The 20,039-nt window shown below is 75.6% G+C and carries 19 protein-coding genes; 9 read left to right on the forward strand and 10 right to left on the reverse strand.

The window, feature by feature from the left end; genetic code table 11:
* Positions 1 to 112: 112 nt before the first annotated feature.
* Entirely contained in the window at positions 113 to 3,076 is a 2,964-nt protein-coding gene (locus tag BM339_RS46595) for a hypothetical protein (protein WP_075025015.1), read from the forward strand.
* A gap of 103 nt (positions 3,077 to 3,179) precedes the next feature.
* Entirely contained in the window at positions 3,180 to 4,295 is a 1,116-nt protein-coding gene (locus BM339_RS46600; RefSeq protein WP_177287941.1) for a helix-turn-helix transcriptional regulator, read from the forward strand.
* A 14-nt stretch (positions 4,296 to 4,309) separates the two neighbouring features.
* On the opposite strand, the gene BM339_RS46605 is transcribed toward BM339_RS46600, so the two are convergent.
* The gene (locus BM339_RS46605; RefSeq protein ID WP_075025017.1) at positions 4,310 to 4,972 is read right to left on the reverse strand and encodes an ATP-binding protein; all 663 of its coding nucleotides are present in this window, start codon (positions 4,970 to 4,972) and stop codon (positions 4,310 to 4,312) included.
* Positions 4,973 to 5,449: 477 nt separating this feature from the next.
* On the reverse strand, positions 5,450 to 6,346 hold the full coding sequence (locus tag BM339_RS46610; protein WP_075025027.1) for a zinc-binding dehydrogenase: 897 nt from the start codon (positions 6,344 to 6,346) through the stop codon (positions 5,450 to 5,452).
* 100 nt (positions 6,347 to 6,446) lie between these two features.
* On the opposite strand from BM339_RS46610, the gene BM339_RS46615 reads away from it, so the two are divergent.
* Complete coding sequence (locus BM339_RS46615; protein ID WP_021599212.1) at positions 6,447 to 6,851, forward strand: winged helix-turn-helix transcriptional regulator; 405 nt, start codon at positions 6,447 to 6,449, stop codon at positions 6,849 to 6,851.
* Between the two features lie 84 nt (positions 6,852 to 6,935).
* On the opposite strand, the gene BM339_RS46620 is transcribed toward BM339_RS46615, so the two are convergent.
* The 3 genes from BM339_RS46620 to BM339_RS46630 all read right to left on the reverse strand — a co-directional run bounded on the left by BM339_RS46620 (position 6,936) and on the right by BM339_RS46630 (position 10,056).
* The gene (locus BM339_RS46620) at positions 6,936 to 7,133 is read right to left on the reverse strand and encodes a DUF3040 domain-containing protein (RefSeq protein WP_024936039.1); all 198 of its coding nucleotides are present in this window, start codon (positions 7,131 to 7,133) and stop codon (positions 6,936 to 6,938) included.
* A gap of 56 nt (positions 7,134 to 7,189) precedes the next feature.
* Positions 7,190 to 8,767 (reverse strand): glycoside hydrolase family 10-like protein, encoded by a 1,578-nt coding sequence (locus tag BM339_RS46625; protein ID WP_244938643.1) that lies wholly within the window; start codon positions 8,765 to 8,767, stop codon positions 7,190 to 7,192.
* Positions 8,768 to 9,249: 482 nt separating this feature from the next.
* Positions 9,250 to 10,056 carry an NAD(P)H-dependent oxidoreductase gene (locus BM339_RS46630; protein ID WP_075025019.1) on the reverse strand — a complete coding sequence of 269 codons (807 nt, stop codon included), beginning with the start codon at positions 10,054 to 10,056 and terminating at the stop codon, positions 9,250 to 9,252.
* Positions 10,057 to 10,145: 89 nt separating this feature from the next.
* On the opposite strand from BM339_RS46630, the gene BM339_RS46635 reads away from it, so the two are divergent.
* Positions 10,146 to 11,129, forward strand: coding sequence for a GlxA family transcriptional regulator (locus BM339_RS46635; RefSeq protein WP_024936037.1), 984 nt, complete (start codon positions 10,146 to 10,148; stop codon positions 11,127 to 11,129).
* A 39-nt stretch (positions 11,130 to 11,168) separates the two neighbouring features.
* Here BM339_RS46635 and BM339_RS46640 read toward each other — a convergent pair whose 3' ends face one another.
* From BM339_RS46640 to BM339_RS46650, 3 genes are read right to left on the reverse strand one after another with little or no spacing between them, the layout of a single operon-like run.
* Positions 11,169 to 12,137: a S1C family serine protease gene (locus BM339_RS46640; protein WP_075025020.1), complete on the reverse strand. Its 969-nt coding sequence runs from the start codon at positions 12,135 to 12,137 to the stop codon at positions 11,169 to 11,171.
* Between the two features lie 60 nt (positions 12,138 to 12,197).
* A complete protein-coding gene (locus tag BM339_RS46645) occupies positions 12,198 to 12,761 on the reverse strand; it encodes a GNAT family N-acetyltransferase (RefSeq protein ID WP_075025021.1) in 564 nt (187 codons plus the stop codon).
* 16 nt (positions 12,762 to 12,777) lie between these two features.
* Entirely contained in the window at positions 12,778 to 13,578 is an 801-nt protein-coding gene (locus BM339_RS46650; RefSeq protein WP_024936036.1) for an SDR family NAD(P)-dependent oxidoreductase, read from the reverse strand.
* Between the two features lie 68 nt (positions 13,579 to 13,646).
* Between BM339_RS46650 and BM339_RS46655 the strand changes: the two genes are divergently transcribed.
* The 5 genes from BM339_RS46655 to BM339_RS46675 all read left to right on the forward strand — a co-directional run bounded on the left by BM339_RS46655 (position 13,647) and on the right by BM339_RS46675 (position 18,382).
* Complete coding sequence (locus BM339_RS46655; RefSeq protein WP_075025022.1) at positions 13,647 to 14,372, forward strand: spermine/spermidine synthase domain-containing protein; 726 nt, start codon at positions 13,647 to 13,649, stop codon at positions 14,370 to 14,372.
* A gap of 118 nt (positions 14,373 to 14,490) precedes the next feature.
* Positions 14,491 to 15,078, forward strand: coding sequence for a biotin transporter BioY (locus tag BM339_RS46660; protein ID WP_075025023.1), 588 nt, complete (start codon positions 14,491 to 14,493; stop codon positions 15,076 to 15,078).
* Positions 15,079 to 15,270: 192 nt separating this feature from the next.
* On the forward strand, positions 15,271 to 16,539 hold the full coding sequence (locus BM339_RS46665) for an isochorismate synthase (protein ID WP_075025024.1): 1,269 nt from the start codon (positions 15,271 to 15,273) through the stop codon (positions 16,537 to 16,539).
* A gap of 110 nt (positions 16,540 to 16,649) precedes the next feature.
* Entirely contained in the window at positions 16,650 to 17,132 is a 483-nt protein-coding gene (locus BM339_RS46670; RefSeq protein ID WP_075025025.1) for a cation:proton antiporter regulatory subunit, read from the forward strand.
* A gap of 5 nt (positions 17,133 to 17,137) precedes the next feature.
* Positions 17,138 to 18,382 carry a cation:proton antiporter gene (locus tag BM339_RS46675; protein ID WP_075025026.1) on the forward strand — a complete coding sequence of 415 codons (1,245 nt, stop codon included), beginning with the start codon at positions 17,138 to 17,140 and terminating at the stop codon, positions 18,380 to 18,382.
* Positions 18,383 to 18,399: 17 nt separating this feature from the next.
* Here the strand turns inward: BM339_RS46675 and BM339_RS46680 are convergent, their stop codons facing one another.
* Positions 18,400 to 19,215: an Fpg/Nei family DNA glycosylase gene (locus tag BM339_RS46680; protein ID WP_075025028.1), complete on the reverse strand. Its 816-nt coding sequence runs from the start codon at positions 19,213 to 19,215 to the stop codon at positions 18,400 to 18,402.
* Between the two features lie 22 nt (positions 19,216 to 19,237).
* Positions 19,238 to 20,039, reverse strand: an 802-nt coding sequence (locus tag BM339_RS46685; RefSeq protein WP_075020978.1) for a fatty acid desaturase family protein, incomplete at its 5' end; no start/stop codon positions are given.

The raw sequence follows: 20,039 nt of genomic DNA on the forward strand, positions 1-20,039 counted from the left end.
CACAGGCCTGAGCCGGGGGGTGTGGCGGATCGTCCCCTCACAGAGCGCCGGCCACCTGTCCGTAACGTGCGCGATGCCGGACGAACCGTCCGCTGCGACTACTATTCGCCGGATGAGCTGGCAGGCGGCCGGGGCGGCGCCCGGCGGAACCGGAGGGGGCCCGAGCGGCGACCTGTTCGCCTCGGTCGAGGGCAACGTGCGCGAGCTGGTGGCCTCACCGTGGTGGCAGACCGCCCCGCCGGCCGACCGCGCGGCCCAGATCGCCGCGCGGATGCTGTGGGGCGCCGGCGAATGGTGGCTCTACGGCGCGTGGGGCCGCTGGTACCGGTGCGGCCTGGACGGCACCTGGCACCCCTGTCCGCCGCCCGCGCAGTTCGAGGACCGCCGCGTCGCCGTCCCCGCGCCGAGCGGCGCCGGGACACCGCCCGTCCCGCCGCAGCTGTTCCCGACCGGCCCCGACCTGGCCGCCGGGCGCGTCGCGCCGCTGGGGTTCCTCGGGCCCGTCCCCGACACCGCCGTCGTCGCCCGCATCTCCCAGGCCCTCACCACCGCGCTGGCGGTCAACCCGCAGCAGTTCGCCCAGCGCGACCCGATGTTCCAGCCCGGGACGCCCAGCACCGTCGCCGCCGCGTGGGGCGCGCTGCTGTGGTGCGCCGGGTCCCCCGTCGTGCTGACCGAGCACCCGCTGATCGAGTCGTTCATCCCGTTCCTGACGACCTCGGCCGAGCAGCTGCACTGGATGATGCCGCCCGACTTCGGCACCCTCGCCGGCTACTACGTCCACCGGCTCGGCGCCGGCGACGGCGGCGGCGCCGCCCACATCGCCCGCGTCATGTACGAGGTCGCCGCCGGGCTGCAGGCCGACCCGCGGTTCCGTCCCGGCGCCGACGCCCTGGCCGCGGTGACGGCGGCGTCGCTGCGGATGGTCAACCAGGACCTGGCGACCGTCCGGTACGGGCCCGAGGCGATCCTGCAGGAGTGGCGGCGCCGCTGCCCCGCCGAGTACGCCACCCCGATGGTCCGCGACACCGCCCCCGGCGAGTACCTGCGGCTGGCCCTGTACGACCTGCAGGAGATCGTCGCGGGCCTGACCGGGCCGCGCCCGGCGGCGCCCGGCCGCGGCCACGACGAGGTCCGCCGCGCCGGGATCGCGGTGCTGGCGGCCGACCTGCAGGCGGCGCCGGGCGCGCTGCCGGCGCTGCAGCGCTGGCTGGACACCGACAGCGCCCGGACGCTGCAGGCGGTGCTGTCGGACCCGGCCAACCCGCTGCGGTCGCTGTGGCCGCGCGACGGCCGGCTCCCCGACACCCTGCGCAGCGACGACCCCGACGCCCTCGCCGCGCTGCTGTCCACCACCTACACCCTCGGGCTGACGTGGTGCCGGCTGGCGCAGGTGCCGCCGCCGGCGACGGGGTTCGCGGTGCCGCAGGCGGTCGCGGCGGAGCTGACGTCCCCGGCGATGCACACGCCGCCCTCCACCGACGAGCTGTCGGCGTGGGACATCATCAAGGCCGCCCGCGCCCACATGGCCGCCGAGCGCGCCACCTCCGGCACCGACCAGCCGGTCGCGCCGGTGCCCGAGCCCGCGCAGGACGCCCCGGGCCCGCCGCCCGCGGTCGCGCCGGTCCCGCCCCCGGTCGCGCCGGTCCCGCCCCCGGCCGCGCCGGTCCCGCCCCCGGCCGCGCCGGTCCCGCCGCCGTCGGCCCCGGAACCGCCCGCCCCGCATGCGGCCCGGCCCGCGCCTCCGCCGGAGTCGCCGGCGCCGTTCCCGAGCCCGCAGCCGCCCCCTCCGCAGGAGGCGCCCGCCCCGCCACCAGCCCCTTCGGCGGACCCGTTCGGCTCCGACACGCCGCCGCCGCGGATCCCCCCGCCGCCCGCTCCCCCGGCGGTTCCTCCGGCGGCGGACCCGTCCCCCGAGGCCTCCGCGGACCTGCTGTTCGAGGAGGCGCCGCCGACGCGGCGCACGCCTGCCCCCGGCCGCCAGTCCACGCCGCCTCCGCCGCCTGCGCCGCCGGCCCCGCCGCCGGGTCCGCCCGCGGCCGAGCCCGCCGCACCGGCGTGGCCGCAGGCCGGTCCCGGGCCGGCGTGGCCTTCGGAGCCGCAGAACACGCAGCTGGACGACGCGTTCCGGACCCAGCTCGACCCGGGTCCGGCGTGGCCGGGCGCGGAAGCCCCGGCGGCGCCCGCCCCGTCGCCGGCGCCGCACGCGGATCTTCCGCCGCCGCCCGCGCCGGTGCCGGAGCCGCCGCCCCCGGTGCCGCCGGCGCCCGTCCCCGAGCACAGCCCGCAGGTCGCCGAGGCGTACGGGATCCGGTTCCTGTGCGGCGCCGACGACATCGAGCGCGTGGTGACCGAGGTGCGGCGGCGCGGCAAGTGGGCGCGGCGGCTGCGCGGGCAGGAGGTGTCGAGCGCGTCGGCGCCGGCGCTGCTGCTGATCGGCGCGCCGTCCAGCGGCCAGCGGCGCCTGGCCCGGATGGTGGCGCGGGCGCTGGCGGAGGTGGAGGCCTCCAGCGGCGACGTCCACGCCGTCCACGCCGAGGACCTGCGTGAGCAGGGCCCCGACGGGCTGCGCGCCGCGCTGGACGAGCACGCCGGGCACGTGCTGCTGCTGGACGGCCTCGACGGCCTGATCCTGGACGAGGCGCAGGGCGCGGCGTACGCGTCGGTGCTGTACCGGACGCGGCTGGAGGGCGTGAACGACACCGCGCTGCTGGCCACGTGCGAGCCGGACCGGGTCGGGGAGCTGTCGGCGGCGTCACCGGAGCTGGTCACCGACCTGCGGGCGGTGCGGCTGCCGGACCTGGCGGCTCCGGAGGCGCGCTCGGCGCTGGTGCGGCTGCTGGCCGAGGAGCGCAGCCTGCGCCTCGGGTCGGACGCCTGGGCGGTGGTGGACCGCGAGGTGGGGTCGCTGCGCCCGCGCGGCCGGCTGACGGGCGCGCGGCTGGTGGAGGCCTACCTGGACCGGGCGGCGACGCGGCATCTGGGCAGCGCGGAGGCGACGCAGGCGATCGGCAGCGCGCTGTCGCTGACGGCGGCCGACTTCGAGGGCCTGGCGGCCGAGCTGTCCGGCCGCTGACCCCGCCGAGCCCGACCCCGCGGGCCCGATTCCCCTTGCCCGCGGGGGATTTGGGCCCCTGCCCGGCGGCGGAATGTCGGTGGGCGAGGTCACGATGGGTGACGTGGACCGTGTAGACCGGCTGCTGGAGCTCATCGCGGAGCTGAGGGCGGCCTCCCCCGAGCCGCTCGACCCGGCCGTGCTGGCGGCGCGGCTGCGGGTCAGCGAGCGGACCGTCCGCCGCGACCTGGAGATGCTGACGCACGGCGGGCTGCCGGTGCGGGCGGAGAAGGGCCGCGGGTACGTGTTGCCCGAACCCGAGGCGCCGGCGCCGCTGACCGAGGCGGGGTCGCTGACGGGCCCGGTGCGCGACACCCTGGCCGAGGCCGTCCGCACCCGCCGGGTGGTGCGGCTCGCCTACACCGACCAGGCGGGGGCGCGCAGCTTCCGGGACGTGGAGGCGCATGGCCTGGTCATCGCCCCCTACGGGGAGTACCTGGTGGGGTGGTGCCGGATGCGGGACGGGCCGCGGATGTTCCGCCTGGACCGGATCGGCGCGGCGTTCCTGTCGGGGCGCGGCGCGGAGGTCCGCGACCTGGACGAGCTGCTGGCGGCGCTGCGGGTGCCGATGCCGCGTCCCCCGGCCGAGCCGGCGCCGCGCGGTCCGGCGGGCGCCGCGCGGGCGCGGGCGTGGACGCTGGACCGGCTGGAGCTGGTGCGGTCGCGGCTGCGGGACGCGGCGGCCGAGGTCCGCGGCGGCGGCGAGGGGGCCGCGGCGCTGCGCGGGGTGCTGGGGCATCTGGCGGAGTGGACGCGGTGGCAGGCGGCGGCGATCCGGTCGGCGGCGACCGGCGAGGACCCGGTCCTGGCGGGCCGCCCGCCCGCGTTCCCGCCCGATTTCGGGCGGGAGATGCCCTATGACGCGCGGGAGCGGATGATCCAGGACGCGATGGCGCTGCGGTCGCTGGGCGATCTGGCCCGCGACCTGCAGGAGGTGCTGGAGGCGGTGGGGCACTGGGCGGCCGGCTGCGACGACGCGCTGTGGGAGGACGAGCTGCCCGACCCCCGCCCCTACGGGCCGCCGGGCCCGCCGCGTTTCCTGGCCGACCTGCTGGCGGGCTGGCGCGGCCCGCTGGCCCACATCGAGTGGCATCTGGACCGGCTGACCCACGAGCCGCCGGTCCCGCCGGGCGACGACGAGGAGGCGTGGGTCGTGGACCGCTGCCCCTTGCAGGCCTGACCCGGTCGGGCGGGTCAGTTCCGCGCGGCGCCGCCGGCCGTGCCGTTGACTGCGCCGCTGCCGGTGCCGTTGGCGGTGGGGTGGCCGGGCGGGCGCGAGAGGTGGCGGGTGAACCAGACCGTCTTGCCGGACGGGCCGGGGCGGGCGCCGAACTCGGTGGCGAGGGCGGCGACCAGCAGCAGCCCGCGGCCGGCCTCGGACCAGTCCAGGACGCGGGGCGGCTCGGCGGGCACGCGGGGCACGGCGGAGGCGGCGTCGCTGACCTCCCCGACCAGCCGCACGGGCTGCCGGGTGCCCGCCGGCGCCCCGCCGGGGGCGGGGCCCGCCGTGCCGCCCGCCGCGCGGACCGGCTCGCCGGGCTCCGTGCCGTCCGGGGCGGTGTCCAGGCGGAGGGTGAGGCGGACGGGTCCGGACCCGTGCACGACGGCGTTGGTGACGAGCTCGTCCACGATGAGGACGATGTCGTCGAGGGCGGCGGGGTCGGTGACGTGCCAGCGGCGCAGGGCCTCTCCGGTGAGGGCGCGGGCCCGGGACGCGGCGCGGGGGCCGGGGTCCAGGTCCCAGCCCGCGGCGGCGCCGGGCCTGTCGTTCACGGTGTCGTGGGCGCCCCCGATGGCGCTGGTGGTCGCGTCGTCGCCTGCTGCGGGTCGTGTGGTGCTGGTCCCCGTGGTGTGCACTGCCCCGTCTCCTCACCCTCTGCCGGTCCCCCGTGGTTCGGCGGCCCTCGGTGCGCGGCCGTGTCCCGTCACGGCCGCGTCCGGGGACGCCGGGGCGTGGCGGCCGGGCCGGTGGTCCCCGCACCGCCGGCCGGTGGCTCCCGGGCGTTCCCCGCACTGGTTCATAGGAAGTGACGCGTCGGCGGGCGGGCCGGTGCACGGCCGTAGGGCAACCCTCACCCGGAGGTGAGGTGAACTTCACATGCGGGGTGCCGGTGGCGGTGGCACCCGCGCGGAGCCGTTACAGTGGGTGCGTCGGTGTGGCATGTGTCCCCCGGGCTCTACTTGACGCCTTCGGGGAATACCGCCGGTCCCATGCGGTCCGGGCTGGAGCTTCGTTGTGCCTTTCGCCGTGAGGCGACCACCACACCGGCGTGAACGCCGTGGCCCCGGCGGGTCCGTCTCGCCGGGGCTTCGGCGTTTCGCTTGTAGAACGGCTCACGGCACCAGGAGCCATCGTCCCCGCTGCCCGCCGCCGGCGACCTTGTCGTAGGCGGTGGCGCTGTCGGCCAGCGGGACGCGTCCGGCCACCCGCGGTTCGAGGACGCCGGAGGCGGCGAGGGCGAGCAGGCCGGCGAGCCTGGCGCCGTCGGGCTCGACGCTGACGACGGCGACCTCGATCCCGCGTTCGGGGGCGGCGGGGGCGGCGGCGGGCACGCCCGCGAACGCGCCGCCGTCGCGGACGGCGCCGAGGGCCTCGGCGTGCAGGACCGCGCCGTCCAGGACGGCGTCGAAGGAGCGCTGCGGTATCCGGGTGACGAGCTCGCGGGCGCCTGCCCGCAGTACGAAGTCGCGGTCGGAGGCGCGTGCCAGCCCGGTGACGGTCCAGCCGGCGTGGGCGGCCAGGGCGACGGCGTAGCCGCCGACGGCGCCGACGGCTCCGGTGACCAGCAGGGTGCGCCCGCGGGCGGGGCCGAGCCGGTCCAGCAGCTGCGCGGCGGTCAGGCCGTTGACCGGGAGGGAGGCCGCGGCGACCGGGTCGAGGCCGGCCGGCAGCGGCGCGGCGGCCGCCGCGGGCACGAGGGTCTCCTCGGCGTGCGCGCGGACGGGGGCGGTGAAGTCGGCGTGCACGGCGGCGACGGCGTCCCCGGCCGAGAAGCCGGTGACGGCGGCGCCGGTCGCGGTGACGACGCCGGTGAGGGACAGGCCGAGGCCGACCGTGCCGGTGAGCCCGAAGATCTGCCGGGCCGGGCCGGCGGCGACGAGGGTGTCGACGGGGTCGACCGATGCCGCCGTGACGCGGACGCGCAGGTCGCCGTCTCCGGGCGGGGGCAGCGTCACCTGCTCCAGGGCGGGCGCGGCGGTGCCGGGCTTGGACACGAGTGCGAACGTCATGGTGGGCTCCTTGCCGTCGATGGACGACACCACCATCGGTGACTTACTCTCTTTTGGGAAGTAGGCACTTTGAGGTGGGGTACGCACCCGGAGGTGGGCCATGGACGTGGGCTCGGACGTGGGCTCTGCCGAGGTTCCGGCGGGGCGGTTCGACGCGTTCGCCGCCTCGTGCCCGAGCAGGCGGCTGCTGGACACGATCGGCAACAAGTGGGCGAGCCTGGTGATCGCGGCGCTGGGACTGGACGGCCGGTCGCGCTACAGCGACCTGTCCGCGCGGATCGCGGGGGTGAGCCAGAAGATGCTGACCCAGACCCTGCGGAACCTGGAGCGGGACGGGCTGGTGACCCGCACGGTGACCCCGTCGGTGCCCGTCCGCGTCGACTACGAGCTCACGCCGCTGGGCCGGTCGCTGCTGGACACCATCTGCCGGATGAAGGCGTGGGCGGAGGAGCACATGCCCGAGGTGGACCGGGCGCGCGAGGAGTACGACCGCAGGAGCGCCTGACCGCGCGCCGCGGCGCCCCCGGGCGGGAGCCCCGGGGACGCCGCGGTGGGCGGTGGCCGGTTTACGGCGCGCTGCTTCGGGTGTCTACAGGACGGCGGCCGCGATGCCGGCGGCGATCGCGGCGACGACGAGGATGGCGGCGGCCACGGTGAGGACGACGGTGCGGCGGCGGCCGCGCGGGGCGCCGAGCCGTGCCAGGCGCTGGGCCAGCCGCGGGTCGTCCTCGCTCAGGCGGACCTCGATCTGCGTGAGGATCCGCTGCTCCTCCATCGACAGCGCCATGCTCATACCTCCGGGGGGTGGTCAGGTGTCTGATTCCTCCCCACGGACCATGATCATTATCCCTCGGGTGCGGTGACCGTCGCGCCGCGCCCGGGGGCGCTCTGGTGGTGGAGCCGGTCCTGGGCGGTGACGTAGTAGGTGTAGACGCGGCCCTTCTTGGCGCCGGGGTCGACGATGCCGCCGCCGCGGACGTCGGCGATGAGGCGCCGCGCGTCGACGGGGGCGCAGCCGGGCCGCTCGCCCTCGACCCGGTAGACGGCGTAGGAGGTGGCGCCCTTGGACGGCCGCCAGGTGACCTTGACGCCCTTGCCGTCGCCGGCGGGCGCGGCCTTGGTGTCCTGGACGGGCGGCGGCGCGGCGCCGCCGCGGCGGGCCGGGACGGGCCGCAGGGCGGGGCGGCCGTAGTGGTCGTCGCGGAGCCGGGCGGCGAAGCCGCGGCGGTTGGCGGCGACGTCGCGGGCGCTGAAGAACACGTCGCCGCTGATCTGGGGGTGCTTGGCGTTCAGGGCGAGGTGGCGCGACAGCTCGGCGGGGTCCTTCCAGGCGGCGTCCGCGCCGACGCGGTAGGCGGCCTGCCCGATGGTGAGCTGGACGCCGGTGCCCTTGACCTGCCCGGCCCACCAGGCGGCGAGCTTGGCGTAGTCGGCGCGGGGGTCGCCGATCGGCCAGTACAGCTGGGGGGTGACGTAGTCGAGCCAGCCCTTCTTGATCCAGGTGCGGGTGTCGGCGTAGATGTCGTCGTAGCTCTGCAGGGCGCTGGTGGCCGACCCGGCGGGGTCGCTGCTCTTGTTGCGCCACACGCCGAACGGGCTGATGCCGAACTGCACCCACGGCTTGGCCTCGTGGATCTTGCCCGACAGCGACTCGACGAGGGTGTCGACGTTCTTGCGGCGCCAGTCGCCCTTGTCCATCCCCTTGCCGTGGGTCTTGAAGGTGGCGCCGTCGGGGAAGTCGCCGTCCTCGGGGTAGGGGTAGAAGTAGTCGTCGAAGTGGACGGCGTCGATGTCGTACTTGTTGACGACGTCCATGACGGCCTTGGTGGCCAGGTCGCGGACCTGCGGCAGGCCCGGGTCGTACCACAGGCCCTTGTTGTACTTGCGGACCCAGTCGGGGTGCTGGCGGGCGGGGCTCTTGGGCGACAGCTTCTTCAGGTCGTCCTGGCGGGAGATGCGGTAGGGGTTGAACCAGGCGTGGAACTCCAGGTTGCGGGCGTGGGCCTCCTTGAGCATGAACGCCAGGACGTCGTAGCCGGGGTCCTTGCCCTGCGTGCCGGTGATCCACTGCGACCACGGCTCGTACGGGGAGTCGTAGAACGCGTCGGAGTTCGGGCGGATCTGGACGAACACGGCGTTCATGTTCATCGACGCGGCGGTGTCGAGGAGCTCGGTGTAGCGCTTCTTCTGCTTCGCGGCCGGTCCCTCGGGCCAGTCGGTGTTGCCGACGGTGGTGATCCACATGGCGCGCAGCTGCCGGCCGCCGGTGTCGCGGGGTGCGGCGATCTGCGGGCATTCCGCCTTCGCGCCGGGCGGGACGGGCCCGCCCCCGCGCGCGTCGCGCTCTCCTGAGCCGCCGAAGGCGGGGATGCCGCAGGCGGCGAGCGCGCTCATCGCCGCTCCCGCCGTGATCGCCGCCACTGCCCGGGTCCTGGTTCGCCATGCCATAGCGGCCCATTGTTACGCACCCGTTGCGATGCTCGGACCGAAACGCCGATGCCCGTGTGATCCCTTTCCGTCCCATTTACCCTGGTCCGCACGTTGCGATCTTCGAACACGCGCTGCACACTGCGTGACGATGCGACTCGCCAGTGTGTTCGAGGAGGTGCCTCGCACGGCACTCATCCACGGTCGGAGGCGGTGCGGCTGACGCGCGCACCGGTCCGGCGATAACCCGCAATATCTCGATCGGCGGGATCGCCGTGAAGAGTGATGCGCCGTTCGGCATCGCCTCCATGACCGCAATCGGTCCAAGGATTCCCCTGTACACGGTCGTCACCGCGTCGGGGGATGTCCGTCGCCGACGGTGTCCTCTCTGAGGCCTGCCCGGCAGATCGCGGGGCTGGGCCCACGGCCGGGTGATCCGTGGGCGGAGGCGGACGTCACCACTTCGCACTGCAGGGTCAGGCGGCGTCGGTGTCGGCGTCGGTCGTGGTGCGGGGGGCGGGGTGGTGGTGGATGCGCAGGCCGGTGCGGCCGGGGGCCAGGTGGGGGCGCAGGACGAGGTCGTCGTCGTAGTCGCCGCCGTGCTCGGTCCGGTACGGGATGGGCGCGGCGGTGGGCAGGGCGCGCAGGCGCTCGTCGAGGGCGGCGGTGTGCGCGGCGTGGTCGGCGGGGGTGGCGCGGTCGGCGCCGGTGATGACCAGGGGCGGCAGGACGTCCATGCCGGTGTAGAAGAGGGTGCCGTGTAGCAGGGGGAACAGCACGTCCTCGGCGGCGCCGTGGACGCCGCGGGGGCCCAGGCCGGTGGCGCGGGCGCCGGCGGTGGTGACGACCAGGGCGCGGCGCCCGGCCAGGCCGCCGTCGCCGTAGCGCAGGGTGCGGCCGCGGTCGTCGGTGACGCCGAACGCGAAGCCCTGGACGAAGACGCGGTCGAACCAGCCCTTGAGGATCGCGGGCATCCCGTACCACCACAGGGGGAACTGCACGATCAGCGCGTCCGCCCAGGCGATCTTGTCCTGTTCGGCGCGGATGTCGGGCGCCAGGGCGCCGGCGGCGTGCGCGCGCTGCGACTCGGCGCCGACGACGAGGCGGGCGGCGGGGTCGTGGCCGAAGTCCTCGGGCCCGACGACCGGGTTCCAGCCCATCGCGTACAGGTCGGAGTGGCGGACGTGGTGGCCGTGGCGGCGCAGGGTGGCGGCGCCGTGGTCGCGCAGCGCGCCGTTGAGGGAGCGGCCCTCGGGGTGGGCGAAGATCCACAGGACGTTCATGGCGTGTCTCCTTTCGGTGGACTCGATGCTGCCGGGCGTCCGCCGCGCCCGTAAGTGGCCGGCAGGCCAATATGTGCAAGGATCAGGCCATGGGCGGTGACGGGCTGCGGCGGGTGGCGGTGCTGGTGCGCGAGGGTGTGCTGCCGATGGAGCTGGGGATCGTCCATCAGCTGTTCGGGCAGGCCAGGTCGCCGGGCGGGGCGCCGCTGTACGAGGTGGTGTCGTGCGCGGTCGAGCCTGGGACGGTGCGGGCGGACGCCGATTTCGGGGTCTCGGTCCGGCATGGGCTGCGGGCGCTGGAGGCGGCGGACACGGTGGTGGTCCCGGCCTCGCACCTGCTGGACGAGGACCTCCCCGGGGACGGGCCGGTCCCGGCGGCGCTGGCGGCGGCGCACGCGCGCGGCGCGCGGGTGGCGTCGGTGTGCACGGGCGCGTTCGTGCTGGCGGCGGCGGGGCTGCTGGAGGGGCGGCGCGCGACGACGCACTGGCTGTCGTGCGGCCGGTTCGCGGCGATGTTCCCGGGGGTGCGGGTGGACGCGGCGGTGCTGTTCGTCGACGAGGGGGACGTGCTGACCTCGGCGGGGGAGGCGGCGGGCATCGACCTGTGCCTGCACATGATCCGCCGCGACCACGGCGCGGCGGTCGCGGGGGACGTGGCGCGCCGCACGGTGGTGCCGCCGCACCGCGAGGGCGGGCAGGCGCAGTTCATCGCGCTGCCGGTGCCCGAGCCGCGGGCGTCCTCGACCGGGGCGGCGCGGGCGTGGGCGCTGGAGCGGCTGGACCGGCCGGTGACGCTGGCGGGGATGGCGGCGCGGGCGTCGATGAGCGTGCGGACGTTCACGCGCCGGTTCCGGCAGGAGACGGGCGTGTCGCCGCAGATGTGGCTGGCGGCGCAGCGGGTGGAGCGGGCGCGGCGGCTGCTGGAGGAGACCGACCTGCCGGTGGACCGGGTCGCCGAGCGGGCCGGGTTCGGGACGGCGGCCTCGCTGCGGCAGCATCTGGCGGCGGCGGTCGGGGTGTCGCCGTCGGCGTACCGCGCCACGTTCCGCGGCCCTGGCCTCCAGGGCCGCTGACGTCCGAGGCCGCTGAGATCGGGGCGCTGTCCGGGACGGTCAGGCGTGTTCGGTGTCGAGCTCGACGGGTTCGGCGATGACGTCGACCATGGCGCCGTTGCGCAGCACCGTGATCGGCAGGGGCTTGCCGATCGCGTCGGCGAACATCAGCTTCTGCAGCGACTGGGCGTGGGAGACCGGCGTTCCGCCGGCGGTCAGGACCAGGTCGCCGCGGCGCAGCCCGGCCCGGTCGGCGGGGCTGCGGGGCACGACCTCGGCGACGCGCAGCGCCTCGTCCTGCCCGATGCGCTCCCGCAGCGCCGCGGGGACCGGGACGGGCGCGGCGGCCAGGCCGAGGAACGCGCGGCGGACGCGGCCGTCGCGCATCAGCGCGCCGATGATGCGGCGGGTGGTGGCGTTGACCGGGACGGCCAGGCCGAGCCCGATCCCGGCGACGGCGGTGTTGACGCCGACGACGCGGCCGCGGGCGTCGGCGAGCGCGCCGCCGGAGTTGCCGGGGTTGAGGGCGGCGTCGGTCTGGATGACGTCCTCGATGACCCGCACGCCGGTGCCCGAGCGGGTGCGCGCGGTCGGCAGGGACCGGCCGAGCGCCGACACCACCCCGGCGGTGACCGACCCGGCCAGGCCGAGGGGGTTGCCGACGGCCACGACCAGCTGCCCGACCACCAGGTCGTCGGCGTCGCCGAGCGTGACCAGGCCGGGGGTGGGCCCGTCGGCGCGGACCACCGCCAGGTCCGACAGGGGGTCGGTGCCGACGACGGTGAACGCGCCGGTGTCGCCGTCGGCGAACGCGGCCTGCCCGCCGGACGCCGACCCGATGACGTGGGCGTTGGTGAGCAGGAACCCGTCGCCGGTGAACGCCACCGCCGACCCGGAGCCCTCCCCCCGGCCGTGCCGGACGCGCAGCGCCGCCACGCGCGGGGTCAGCTCGCGGGCGACGGCGGACACGACCCGGGAGTAGGCGTCCAGCGGCTCGCCCTCCCGGGGCTCGCTCTCGTGGGGGACCATCGCACCTCCCGATGATTACATCGTTACATGGCAACGCCGGGAGGTGAAGAGGTGTTCCCGCTACGCCCGACCTGAGCCCGGGCCGCCGTTCGGGCCGCCGTTCAGGCCGGGGGCCAGGTCGGTGCGCAGGATGCTGTAGAGGACCTCGTCGCGGTGCTCACCGCCGCGGAACCCGACGCCCCGCATGACGCCCTCGCGGGTGAAACCGGCCCTCTCCAGCGCCCGCTGCTCGGCGATGTTGTCGACCTCGACCTCGGCCTGGATCCGGTGCACCGCGGTGTGCGCGAACAGGTACTCCACCAGCAGCCGCTGGGCGCGGCTCCCGGCGCCGTGCCCGCGCGCGTCCGGCAGCAGCGAGATCCCGACGCTCCAGAACCACGACTGCTCCATGTAGGCGATCTTGCGGTAGGACACGATGCCGAGCAGGCGGCCGCCGCGGACGACGGCCAGGTTGCCGAGGTCCTCGCCGAGCATCCGGTTGTCCTCCCACCGCCGCCGGTAGCGGCGCGGGTCGTGCCACCCCTGCCACAGGAACTCCCCGGCCAGCCGCGGGTCGGTCCGCAGCCGCTCGATGACGGCCACGTCGTCCTCGGCGACCGGCCGCAGCTCCACCTCGTCGGTCATGGGCCCCTCCCGGGGGTCAGCGCAGCGTGGACAGGCCGCCGTCGACGTGCAGGACCTGCCCGGTGACGTAGGACGCGCGGTCCGACAGCAGGAACACCGCGGCGTCGGCGACCTCCCACGCCGTCCCCTGCCGGTGCATCGGAATCAGGCGGGCGACCTGGTCGCGGGAGGCGTTCCCGGCGGAGGCGGAACGCCCCATCACGGTGTCGATGAGGCCGGGCGCCACCACGTTCGCGCGGACGCCGCGCGGCGCGCCCTCGGCCGCGATGTGCCGCACCAGCCCGGTCAGGCCCGCCTTGGACGCGTCGTAGGACGGCGACCGCGACCCCGGCTTGGTCCCGGCCAGCGACCCGATGAACACCAGCGCGCCGCCGCCCTCCAGCGCCGGCATCGCGGCCTTGCCGACCAGGAACGGCGCCCGCAGGTTCACCTGCAGCACGCGGTCCCAGTCGGCCAGCGCCGTGCCCGCCAGCCCGTACCCGATGCCGATCCCGGCGTTGAACACCACCCCGTCCAGCCCGCCGAGCCCCTCGACCGCCCGCGTCACCACCCGGTCGCACGACTCGGGGTCGGTCACGTCCGCGACGACCACGCACGCCTGCCCGCCCTCGGCGGCGATCATCGCGGCGGTCTCCCCCGCGGCGTGCTCGTCCATGTCGCCGCACGCCACCATCGCGCCCTCCCGCGCGGCCGTGACGGCGATGGCGCGGCCGTTGCCGACCGGGGCGGCGGGGTCGTCGCTGCGCCGCGTCCCCGCGCCGACGACCAGGACCCGGCGGCCCGCGAGCAGCCCGCCGGGGGGTGGAGTCTCGGGCATGATCGGCACCGTAGCCCAGACCGCCCTCCCCCGCCCAGCCCCCGTCCGGTCCCGGCTAGGGTGCGGGCATGGTGCACGGCACGGGACACGGCACGGGACGCGCGGCGGGGACGGCCGGGGAGCCGGTGGTGGTCGAGCGCGCCGCCGGGGCCGGCGGTGAACTGGTGCTGCGCCGCGACGGCGCCCACTACGAGATCATCAGCAACGGCGTGTTCCTCATGGACACCCGCAACGGCGAGTCCGAGCGGCTGCTGGTCCGCGCCGCCGCCGAAGGGCTGGACGGGCCGGTCCGCATCCTCATCGGCGGGCTCGGCGTCGGGTTCTCCCTCGCCGAGGCCCTCACCCTGCCCGGCGTGGAGCACGTCACCGTCGTCGAACGCGAGCCCGCCGTCATCGGCTGGCACGCCACCGCGCTGCGGCCCTGGTCGGCCGGCGCCCTGGACGACCCCCGCGTCACGGTCGAGCGCGCCGACCTGCTCGCCTTCGTCGCCGACCCCGGCGACCGGCGGTTCGACGCGCTGTGCCTGGACATCGACAACGGCCCCGACTGGACCGTCACCCCCGGCAACGCCCGCCTCTACGCGCGCGGCGGCCTGGACGCCCTCGCCGGGCTGCTGACCCCGCGCGGCCGCCTGGCGGTGTGGAGCGCGAACGCCGCGCCGGCGTTCGCGTCGCTGCTGCGCGACCGGTTCGCCCGCGTCGAGGCCCGCCCGGTGCCGGTGCCGCGCGGCGAACCCGACGTGGTCTACCTCGCCGCCGAACCGCGCCCTGCCGCCGGGCCCACCCCCAAGTGAGCCCCGATCAATGAGTGAGCCGACAAAGCGCGGCGACCCGTTTCTGTAGGGGTGCGCCGTCCATCCCGGAAGACCAGTTCGCTAGGTTTCGGACTGAACAAACCTTTTGGGAGGATTTGTGGCTCACGCCCACGCAGCCCAGCGGCACCCCGCCGTCCTGGGCGACCTGCTGCCCGGCTCCCTGGCCCGCGACGCCGCACTCGTCGCCGGCTCCGCCGCCCTCGTCGGCGCCGCCGCGCAGCTCGCCGTCCCACTGCCCGGCACCCCCATCCCGGTGACCGGCCAGACCTTCGCGGTCCTGCTCGCCGGCGCCGCCCTCGGCCCCGGCCGCGCCGCCCTGGGCATGCTGGTGTACCTCCTGGCCGGCACGGCGGGCGTCCCCTGGTTCACCGACGGCACCTCCGGCACCGGATCCCCCACCCTCGGCTACGTCATCGGCTTCCTCGCCGCCGCCACCCTGGTCGGACGGCTCGCACAGCTCGGCGGCGACCGCACCCCCCTGCGCACCGCCGCCACGATGCTCACCGGAACCCTCGTCATGTACGCCACCGGCGTCCCCTACCTGATGGCCGCCCTGAACATCGACCTCGCCAGGGCCCTCCACCTCGGCGTCACCCCGTTCCTGGCCGGCGACGCCCTGAAAGTCCTGCTGGCCGCCGCCCTGCTGCCCGCCGCATGGAAGATCACCCGCGCCGCCCGCCGCTGACCCGCCCGGCCCCGGCCCGTCTCGCTCCCGCGCCCACGCATGGGAACCGGACGGGCGGGCACACGCCCCCGCGAAGACCGCCACCGCCCCGCACCGAACCGGCGCACACCCCACCGGATGTGGCGCACACCTCACCGCGCACCGCCACCCCGCCCGTTTGAACAGGTTCAAATCTGTCGTACAGTGGCTTGCGTGAAGCTCGCCGTGACAGCACCGGACCGACTCACCGTCCGCACCGTCCCGGTCCCCGACCCGGGCGACCTCATCGCACGGCTCCCGCACCCCTCCGCCCTGGCCTGGATCCGCCACGGCGACGGAATCGTCGGCTGGGGCGAAGCCGCCCGCCTCACCCTCCCCGGCGGCGACGACCGCTTCACAGCCGCCGCCCGCATGCTCGGCGACCTGTTCGGCGCCGCCGCCGTCGACGACCCCGTCGGCGTCCCCGGCTCCGGCCCCGTCGCCTTCGGCACCTTCGGCTTCGACCCCAAATCCCCCGACTCCACCCTCATCGTCCCCCGCCGCGTCCTCGGCCGCCGCGACGGCCGCGCCTGGCTCACCACCATCGGCGACGACACCGACCCCCTCACCCTCACCACCCCACCCCAACCCCCCACCGGCCTGCACTGGAGCGACGGAGCCCTCCCCGAACACGCCTGGAAGGACGCCGTCGCCGCCGCCGTCCACCGCATCCGCGCCGGCCACCTCGCCGCCGGCCCCCCGCACCGCCGCACCGGCCTCGGCAAGGTCGTCCTCGCCCGCGACCTCACCGTCCGCGCCGACGCCCCCATCGACGCCCGCGTCCTCCTCCAGCGCCTCGCCGCCCGCTTCCCCGCCTGCTACACCTTCTCCTGCGCCGGCATGGTCGGCGCCACCCCCGAACTCCTCATCCGCCGCACCGGCGGCGACATCGAATCCCTCGTCCTGGCCGGCACCACCGCCCGCGGCGACACCCCCGCCGACGACCGCGCCCGCGCCGCCCGCCTCTTCGCCTCCCCCAAAGACCGCGAAGAACACCGCTACGCCGCCGAGATGGTCCGCGACGCCCTCACCCCCCTGTGCGCCGACCTCACCGTCCCCACCGAACCCGAACTGCTCACCCTCCCCAACGTCACCCACCTCGCCTCCCCCCTCCGCGGACGCCTCGCCGCCGACCGCTCCGTCCTGGACGTCGTCGCCGCCCTCCACCCCACCCCCGCCGTCTGCGGCACCCCCACCGGCACCGCCCTGGACCTCATCCGCGAACTCGAAGGCATGGACCGCGGCCGCTACGCCGGCCCCGTCGGCTGGGTCGACGCCCGCGGCGACGGCGAATGGGGCATCGCCCTGCGCTGCGCCGAGATCGACGGCACCCGCGCCCGCCTCTTCGCCGGCTGCGGCATCGTCGCCGACTCCGACCCCGACGCCGAACTCGCCGAAGCCCGCACCAAGTTCCGCCCCATGCAGTACGCCCTCCACGGCTGAACGCCCCCCACGGCCGACCCGACCACACCGGTCCCCAACTGCACCGACACCCCCACCAACCCGGTACGGTCATCCACGGAAATACCACCCCGAGACGGAGAACAACCACCGTGGACGTCGAACGGACCGCCCTGCCCGGAATCGGCCTGCAGCACATCATGACCACCGGCCGAGGCCGCCAGATCGGCGTCATCTCCCACCGCACCGGCCGCCGCGACCTCGTCATCTACGACAAAGAAGACCCCGACAGCTGCATCGCCACCGTCGCCCTCAACCCCGACGAGGCCAACGCCATCGCCGAACTCCTCGGCACCGGCCGCATCATCGAACACCTCGCCGAACTCCACCGCCAGGTCGAGGGACTCGTCACCGAACAGATCCCCATCGCCCCCGGCTCCCCCTACGACGGACGCCCCCTCGGCGACACCCGCTCCCGCACCCGCACCGGCGCCTCCATCGTCGCCGTCGTCCGCGACGGCCAGGTCATCGCCAGCCCACGCCCCGACTTCGTCTTCCACGCCGGAGACATCATCGTCGTCGTCGGCACCGGCGAAGGCACCGCCGCCGTGGCCCAGATCCTCTCCGACGGCTGACCCGCATGCACACAGCCGTACAACTCATCGAACTCGGCGCCATCATCCTCGCCCTCGGCCTCCTCGGCGCCGTCTCCGTCCGCTTCTCCATCTCCCCCATCCCCCTCTACCTCATCGCCGGCCTCGCCTTCGGATCCGGCGGCATCCTCCCCCTCACCACCAGCGAGGACTTCGTCGCCACCGGCGCCGAAGTCGGCGTCATCCTCCTGCTGTTCACCCTCGGCCTCGAATACACCGCCGACGAACTCGTCGGCACCCTGCGCACCTCCGCCCCCGTCGGCCTCGCCGACATCGCCCTCAACGCCACCCCCGGCGTCGCCGCCGCCCTCCTCCTCGGCTGGGGCCCCGTCGCCGCCGTCGCCATGGGCGGCATCACCTACGTCACCTCCTCCGGCATCACCGCCAAGGTCATCGGCGACCTCGGCTGGCTCGGCAACCGCGAAACCCCCGCCGTCCTGTCGGTCCTCGTCTTCGAGGACCTCGCCATGGCCGCCTACCTGCCCATCCTCACCGCCCTCCTCGCCGGCGCCGGACTCCTCGGCGGCGCCGCCGCCCTCGCCATCGCCGCCGCCACCATCAGCGTCATCCTCTACATCGCCCTCCGCCACGGCACCCTCGTCGAACGCTTCGTCGCCAGCCCCAGCGAAGAGGTCCTCCTCCTCAAGGTCCTCGGCCTCACCCTCCTCGTCGCCGGCATCGCCCAGCAACTCCAGGTCTCCGCCGCCGTCGGCGCCTTCCTCGTCGGCATCGCCCTCTCCGGCAGCCTCGCCCACACCGCCCAGAAACTCCTCGCACCCCTGCGCGACCTGTTCGCCGCCGTCTTCTTCGTCTTCTTCGGCCTGCACACCGACCCCGGCGACCTGCCGCCCGTCCTCGGCATCGCCGCCGCACTCGCCGCCACCGGCATCCTCACCAAACTCGGCACCGGCTGGATCGCCGCACGCCGCGCCGGCGTCGCCGCCACCGGACGCCTCCGCGCCGGCGCCGCCCTCACGCCCCGCGGCGAGTTCAACATCGTCATCGCCGGCCTCGCCGTCAGCGCCGGCGCCGACTCCCGCCTCGGCCCCCTCGCCGCCGCCTACGTCCTCATCCTCGCCGTCGCCGGACCCATCCTCGCCCGCAGCGCCGAACCCCTCGCCGCGCGCCTGCGCGCCCGCCGGGCCCACCGCCGCACGGCCCAGACCGACGCCGACGTCCCCGCACCCGCGACCATCCGCATCAGCGAAGAGGACACCGCCGGCACCCCCTGACCCTGCACCCCGGCCCGCTACACCGCCGGCGGCTGGCACCCCGGACACCAGAACAGGTTCCGCCCCGCCAGCTCGGCCGCCGCCACCGCCGTCCCGCACACCAGGCACGGCCGCCCCGCCCGCCGGTACACGTACACCTCGCCCCCGTGGCCGTCCACCCGCGGCGGCCGCCCCATCGCCTCCGGCGTGTGCTCCGGCCGCACCGTGTCGATCCGCCCCGCCCGCACACCCTCCGCCATCAGCAGCACCAGATCGTCCCAGATCGCCGACCACCGCTCCGCCGGCAGCGACCGCCCCGGCAACCGCGGATCCACCCCCTGCCGGAACAGCACCTCCGCCCGGTAGATGTTCCCCGGACCCGCCACCACCGACTGATCCATCAGCAGCACCGCCACCGGCGTCCGCGACCGGCTGATCCGCCGCCACGCCACCCCCGGATCCGCGTCACCCCGCAGCGGATCCGGCCCCAGCCGATCACGCAGCAGCTTCACATCCCCCGGCTCCAGCAGCGCACACGCGTTCGGCCCCCGCAGATCCGCGTAACGCCCGCCGCCCACCAGCCGCAACCGCACCGCCCCGACCGGCGCGGGCACCGGCGCCTCCCCGAACACGTACTTCCCGTAAATCCCCAGATGCACGTGCAGCGTCCGCTCATCGTCGAACCCCAGCAGCAGATGCTTGCCATGCGCGTCCGCCGCCGTCAGCACCCGCCCGTCCAGCCACCGCGCCCCCTCCGCGAACCGCCCCTGCGGGCTCGACGCGGAAACGGCGAGGCCGCCGAACATCCGCTGATGCTCGGCGGCCAGACGGTGAATCGTGTGTCCCTCGGGCATGGCCCGGAGCATAGCCCCGCACCTACCGCAGCGGCTCGCCGATCTGCCGCATGTGACCAAGGGCCTCCCGGTAGGACGCCACCAGCCCGGTCTCGGTGTAGGGGACGCCGACCGCGGCGCAGTGCTCGCGGACCATCGGCTGCATTTTGCGCAGGTTGCACCGGGGGACGCCGGGGAACAGATGGTGCTCGATCTGGTAGTTCAGCCCGCCCATCACCCAGTCGGTCACCGGGCCACCGCGCACATTGCGGGAGGTCAGCACCTGCCGGCGCAGATGACCCCACCGCTGCCCCGGCTCGGGCATCGCCATCCCCTTGTGGTTGGGCGCGAACACCGCACCCAGATGCAGCCCGAACAGCGCATGCTGCACCACCATCAACACCACCGCCTTCTCCACCGGCAGCAGCGACAACGCCAGCACCAGATACCCGACCGCATGCGCGACCAGCAGACCACCCTCCACCACCCGGTCACGGCGTGAACGCCCCCGCAAGAACAGCACACTGCCGACCTTGAGGTTCACCCCCTCCAGCGTCAGCAACGGGAAGAACAACACCGCCTGGTGCCGCACCACCCACCGCAGCACACCCCGCTGCCGCCCCGCCTGCTCCGCCGTCCACGCCAGCACACCCTCCCCCACATCAGGATCCTTCCCGACATGATTCGGGTTCGCGTGATGACGATTGTGCTTATCGCTCCACCACCCGTGCCCCATCCCCAGCAGCAGATTCCCCAGCACCAACCCCAGCCACCGATTCACCCGCGCACTCCGCGCGATCTGCCGATGCCCCGCGTCATGACCCAGAAACCCCGTCCGCGCCGCC

Source organism: Actinomadura madurae, assembly GCF_900115095.1.
Taxonomy (GTDB): Bacteria; Actinomycetota; Actinomycetes; order Streptosporangiales; family Streptosporangiaceae; genus Spirillospora; species Spirillospora madurae.

What these genes read in the sequence shown, in the direction of transcription:
- BM339_RS46595 (WP_075025015.1), top strand. Translation starts at nt 113, where the DNA reads ATGAGCTGGCAGGCGGCCGGGGCGGCGCCCGGCGGAACCGGAGGGGGC.
- BM339_RS46615 (WP_021599212.1), top strand. Translation starts at nt 6,447, where the DNA reads ATGGACGTGGGCTCGGACGTGGGCTCTGCCGAGGTTCCGGCGGGGCGG.
- BM339_RS46640 (WP_075025020.1), bottom strand. Translation starts at nt 12,137, where the DNA reads ATGGTCCCCCACGAGAGCGAGCCCCGGGAGGGCGAGCCGCTGGACGCC.
- BM339_RS46675 (WP_075025026.1), top strand. Translation starts at nt 17,138, where the DNA reads ATGCACACAGCCGTACAACTCATCGAACTCGGCGCCATCATCCTCGCC.
- BM339_RS46645 (WP_075025021.1), bottom strand. Translation starts at nt 12,761, where the DNA reads ATGACCGACGAGGTGGAGCTGCGGCCGGTCGCCGAGGACGACGTGGCC.
- BM339_RS46650 (WP_024936036.1), bottom strand. Translation starts at nt 13,578, where the DNA reads ATGCCCGAGACTCCACCCCCCGGCGGGCTGCTCGCGGGCCGCCGGGTC.
- BM339_RS46630 (WP_075025019.1), bottom strand. Translation starts at nt 10,056, where the DNA reads ATGAACGTCCTGTGGATCTTCGCCCACCCCGAGGGCCGCTCCCTCAAC.
- BM339_RS46680 (WP_075025028.1), bottom strand. Translation starts at nt 19,215, where the DNA reads ATGCCCGAGGGACACACGATTCACCGTCTGGCCGCCGAGCATCAGCGG.
- BM339_RS46610 (WP_075025027.1), bottom strand. Translation starts at nt 6,346, where the DNA reads ATGACGTTCGCACTCGTGTCCAAGCCCGGCACCGCCGCGCCCGCCCTG.
- BM339_RS46635 (WP_024936037.1), top strand. Translation starts at nt 10,146, where the DNA reads ATGGGCGGTGACGGGCTGCGGCGGGTGGCGGTGCTGGTGCGCGAGGGT.
- BM339_RS46620 (WP_024936039.1), bottom strand. Translation starts at nt 7,133, where the DNA reads ATGGCGCTGTCGATGGAGGAGCAGCGGATCCTCACGCAGATCGAGGTC.
- BM339_RS46655 (WP_075025022.1), top strand. Translation starts at nt 13,647, where the DNA reads ATGGTGCACGGCACGGGACACGGCACGGGACGCGCGGCGGGGACGGCC.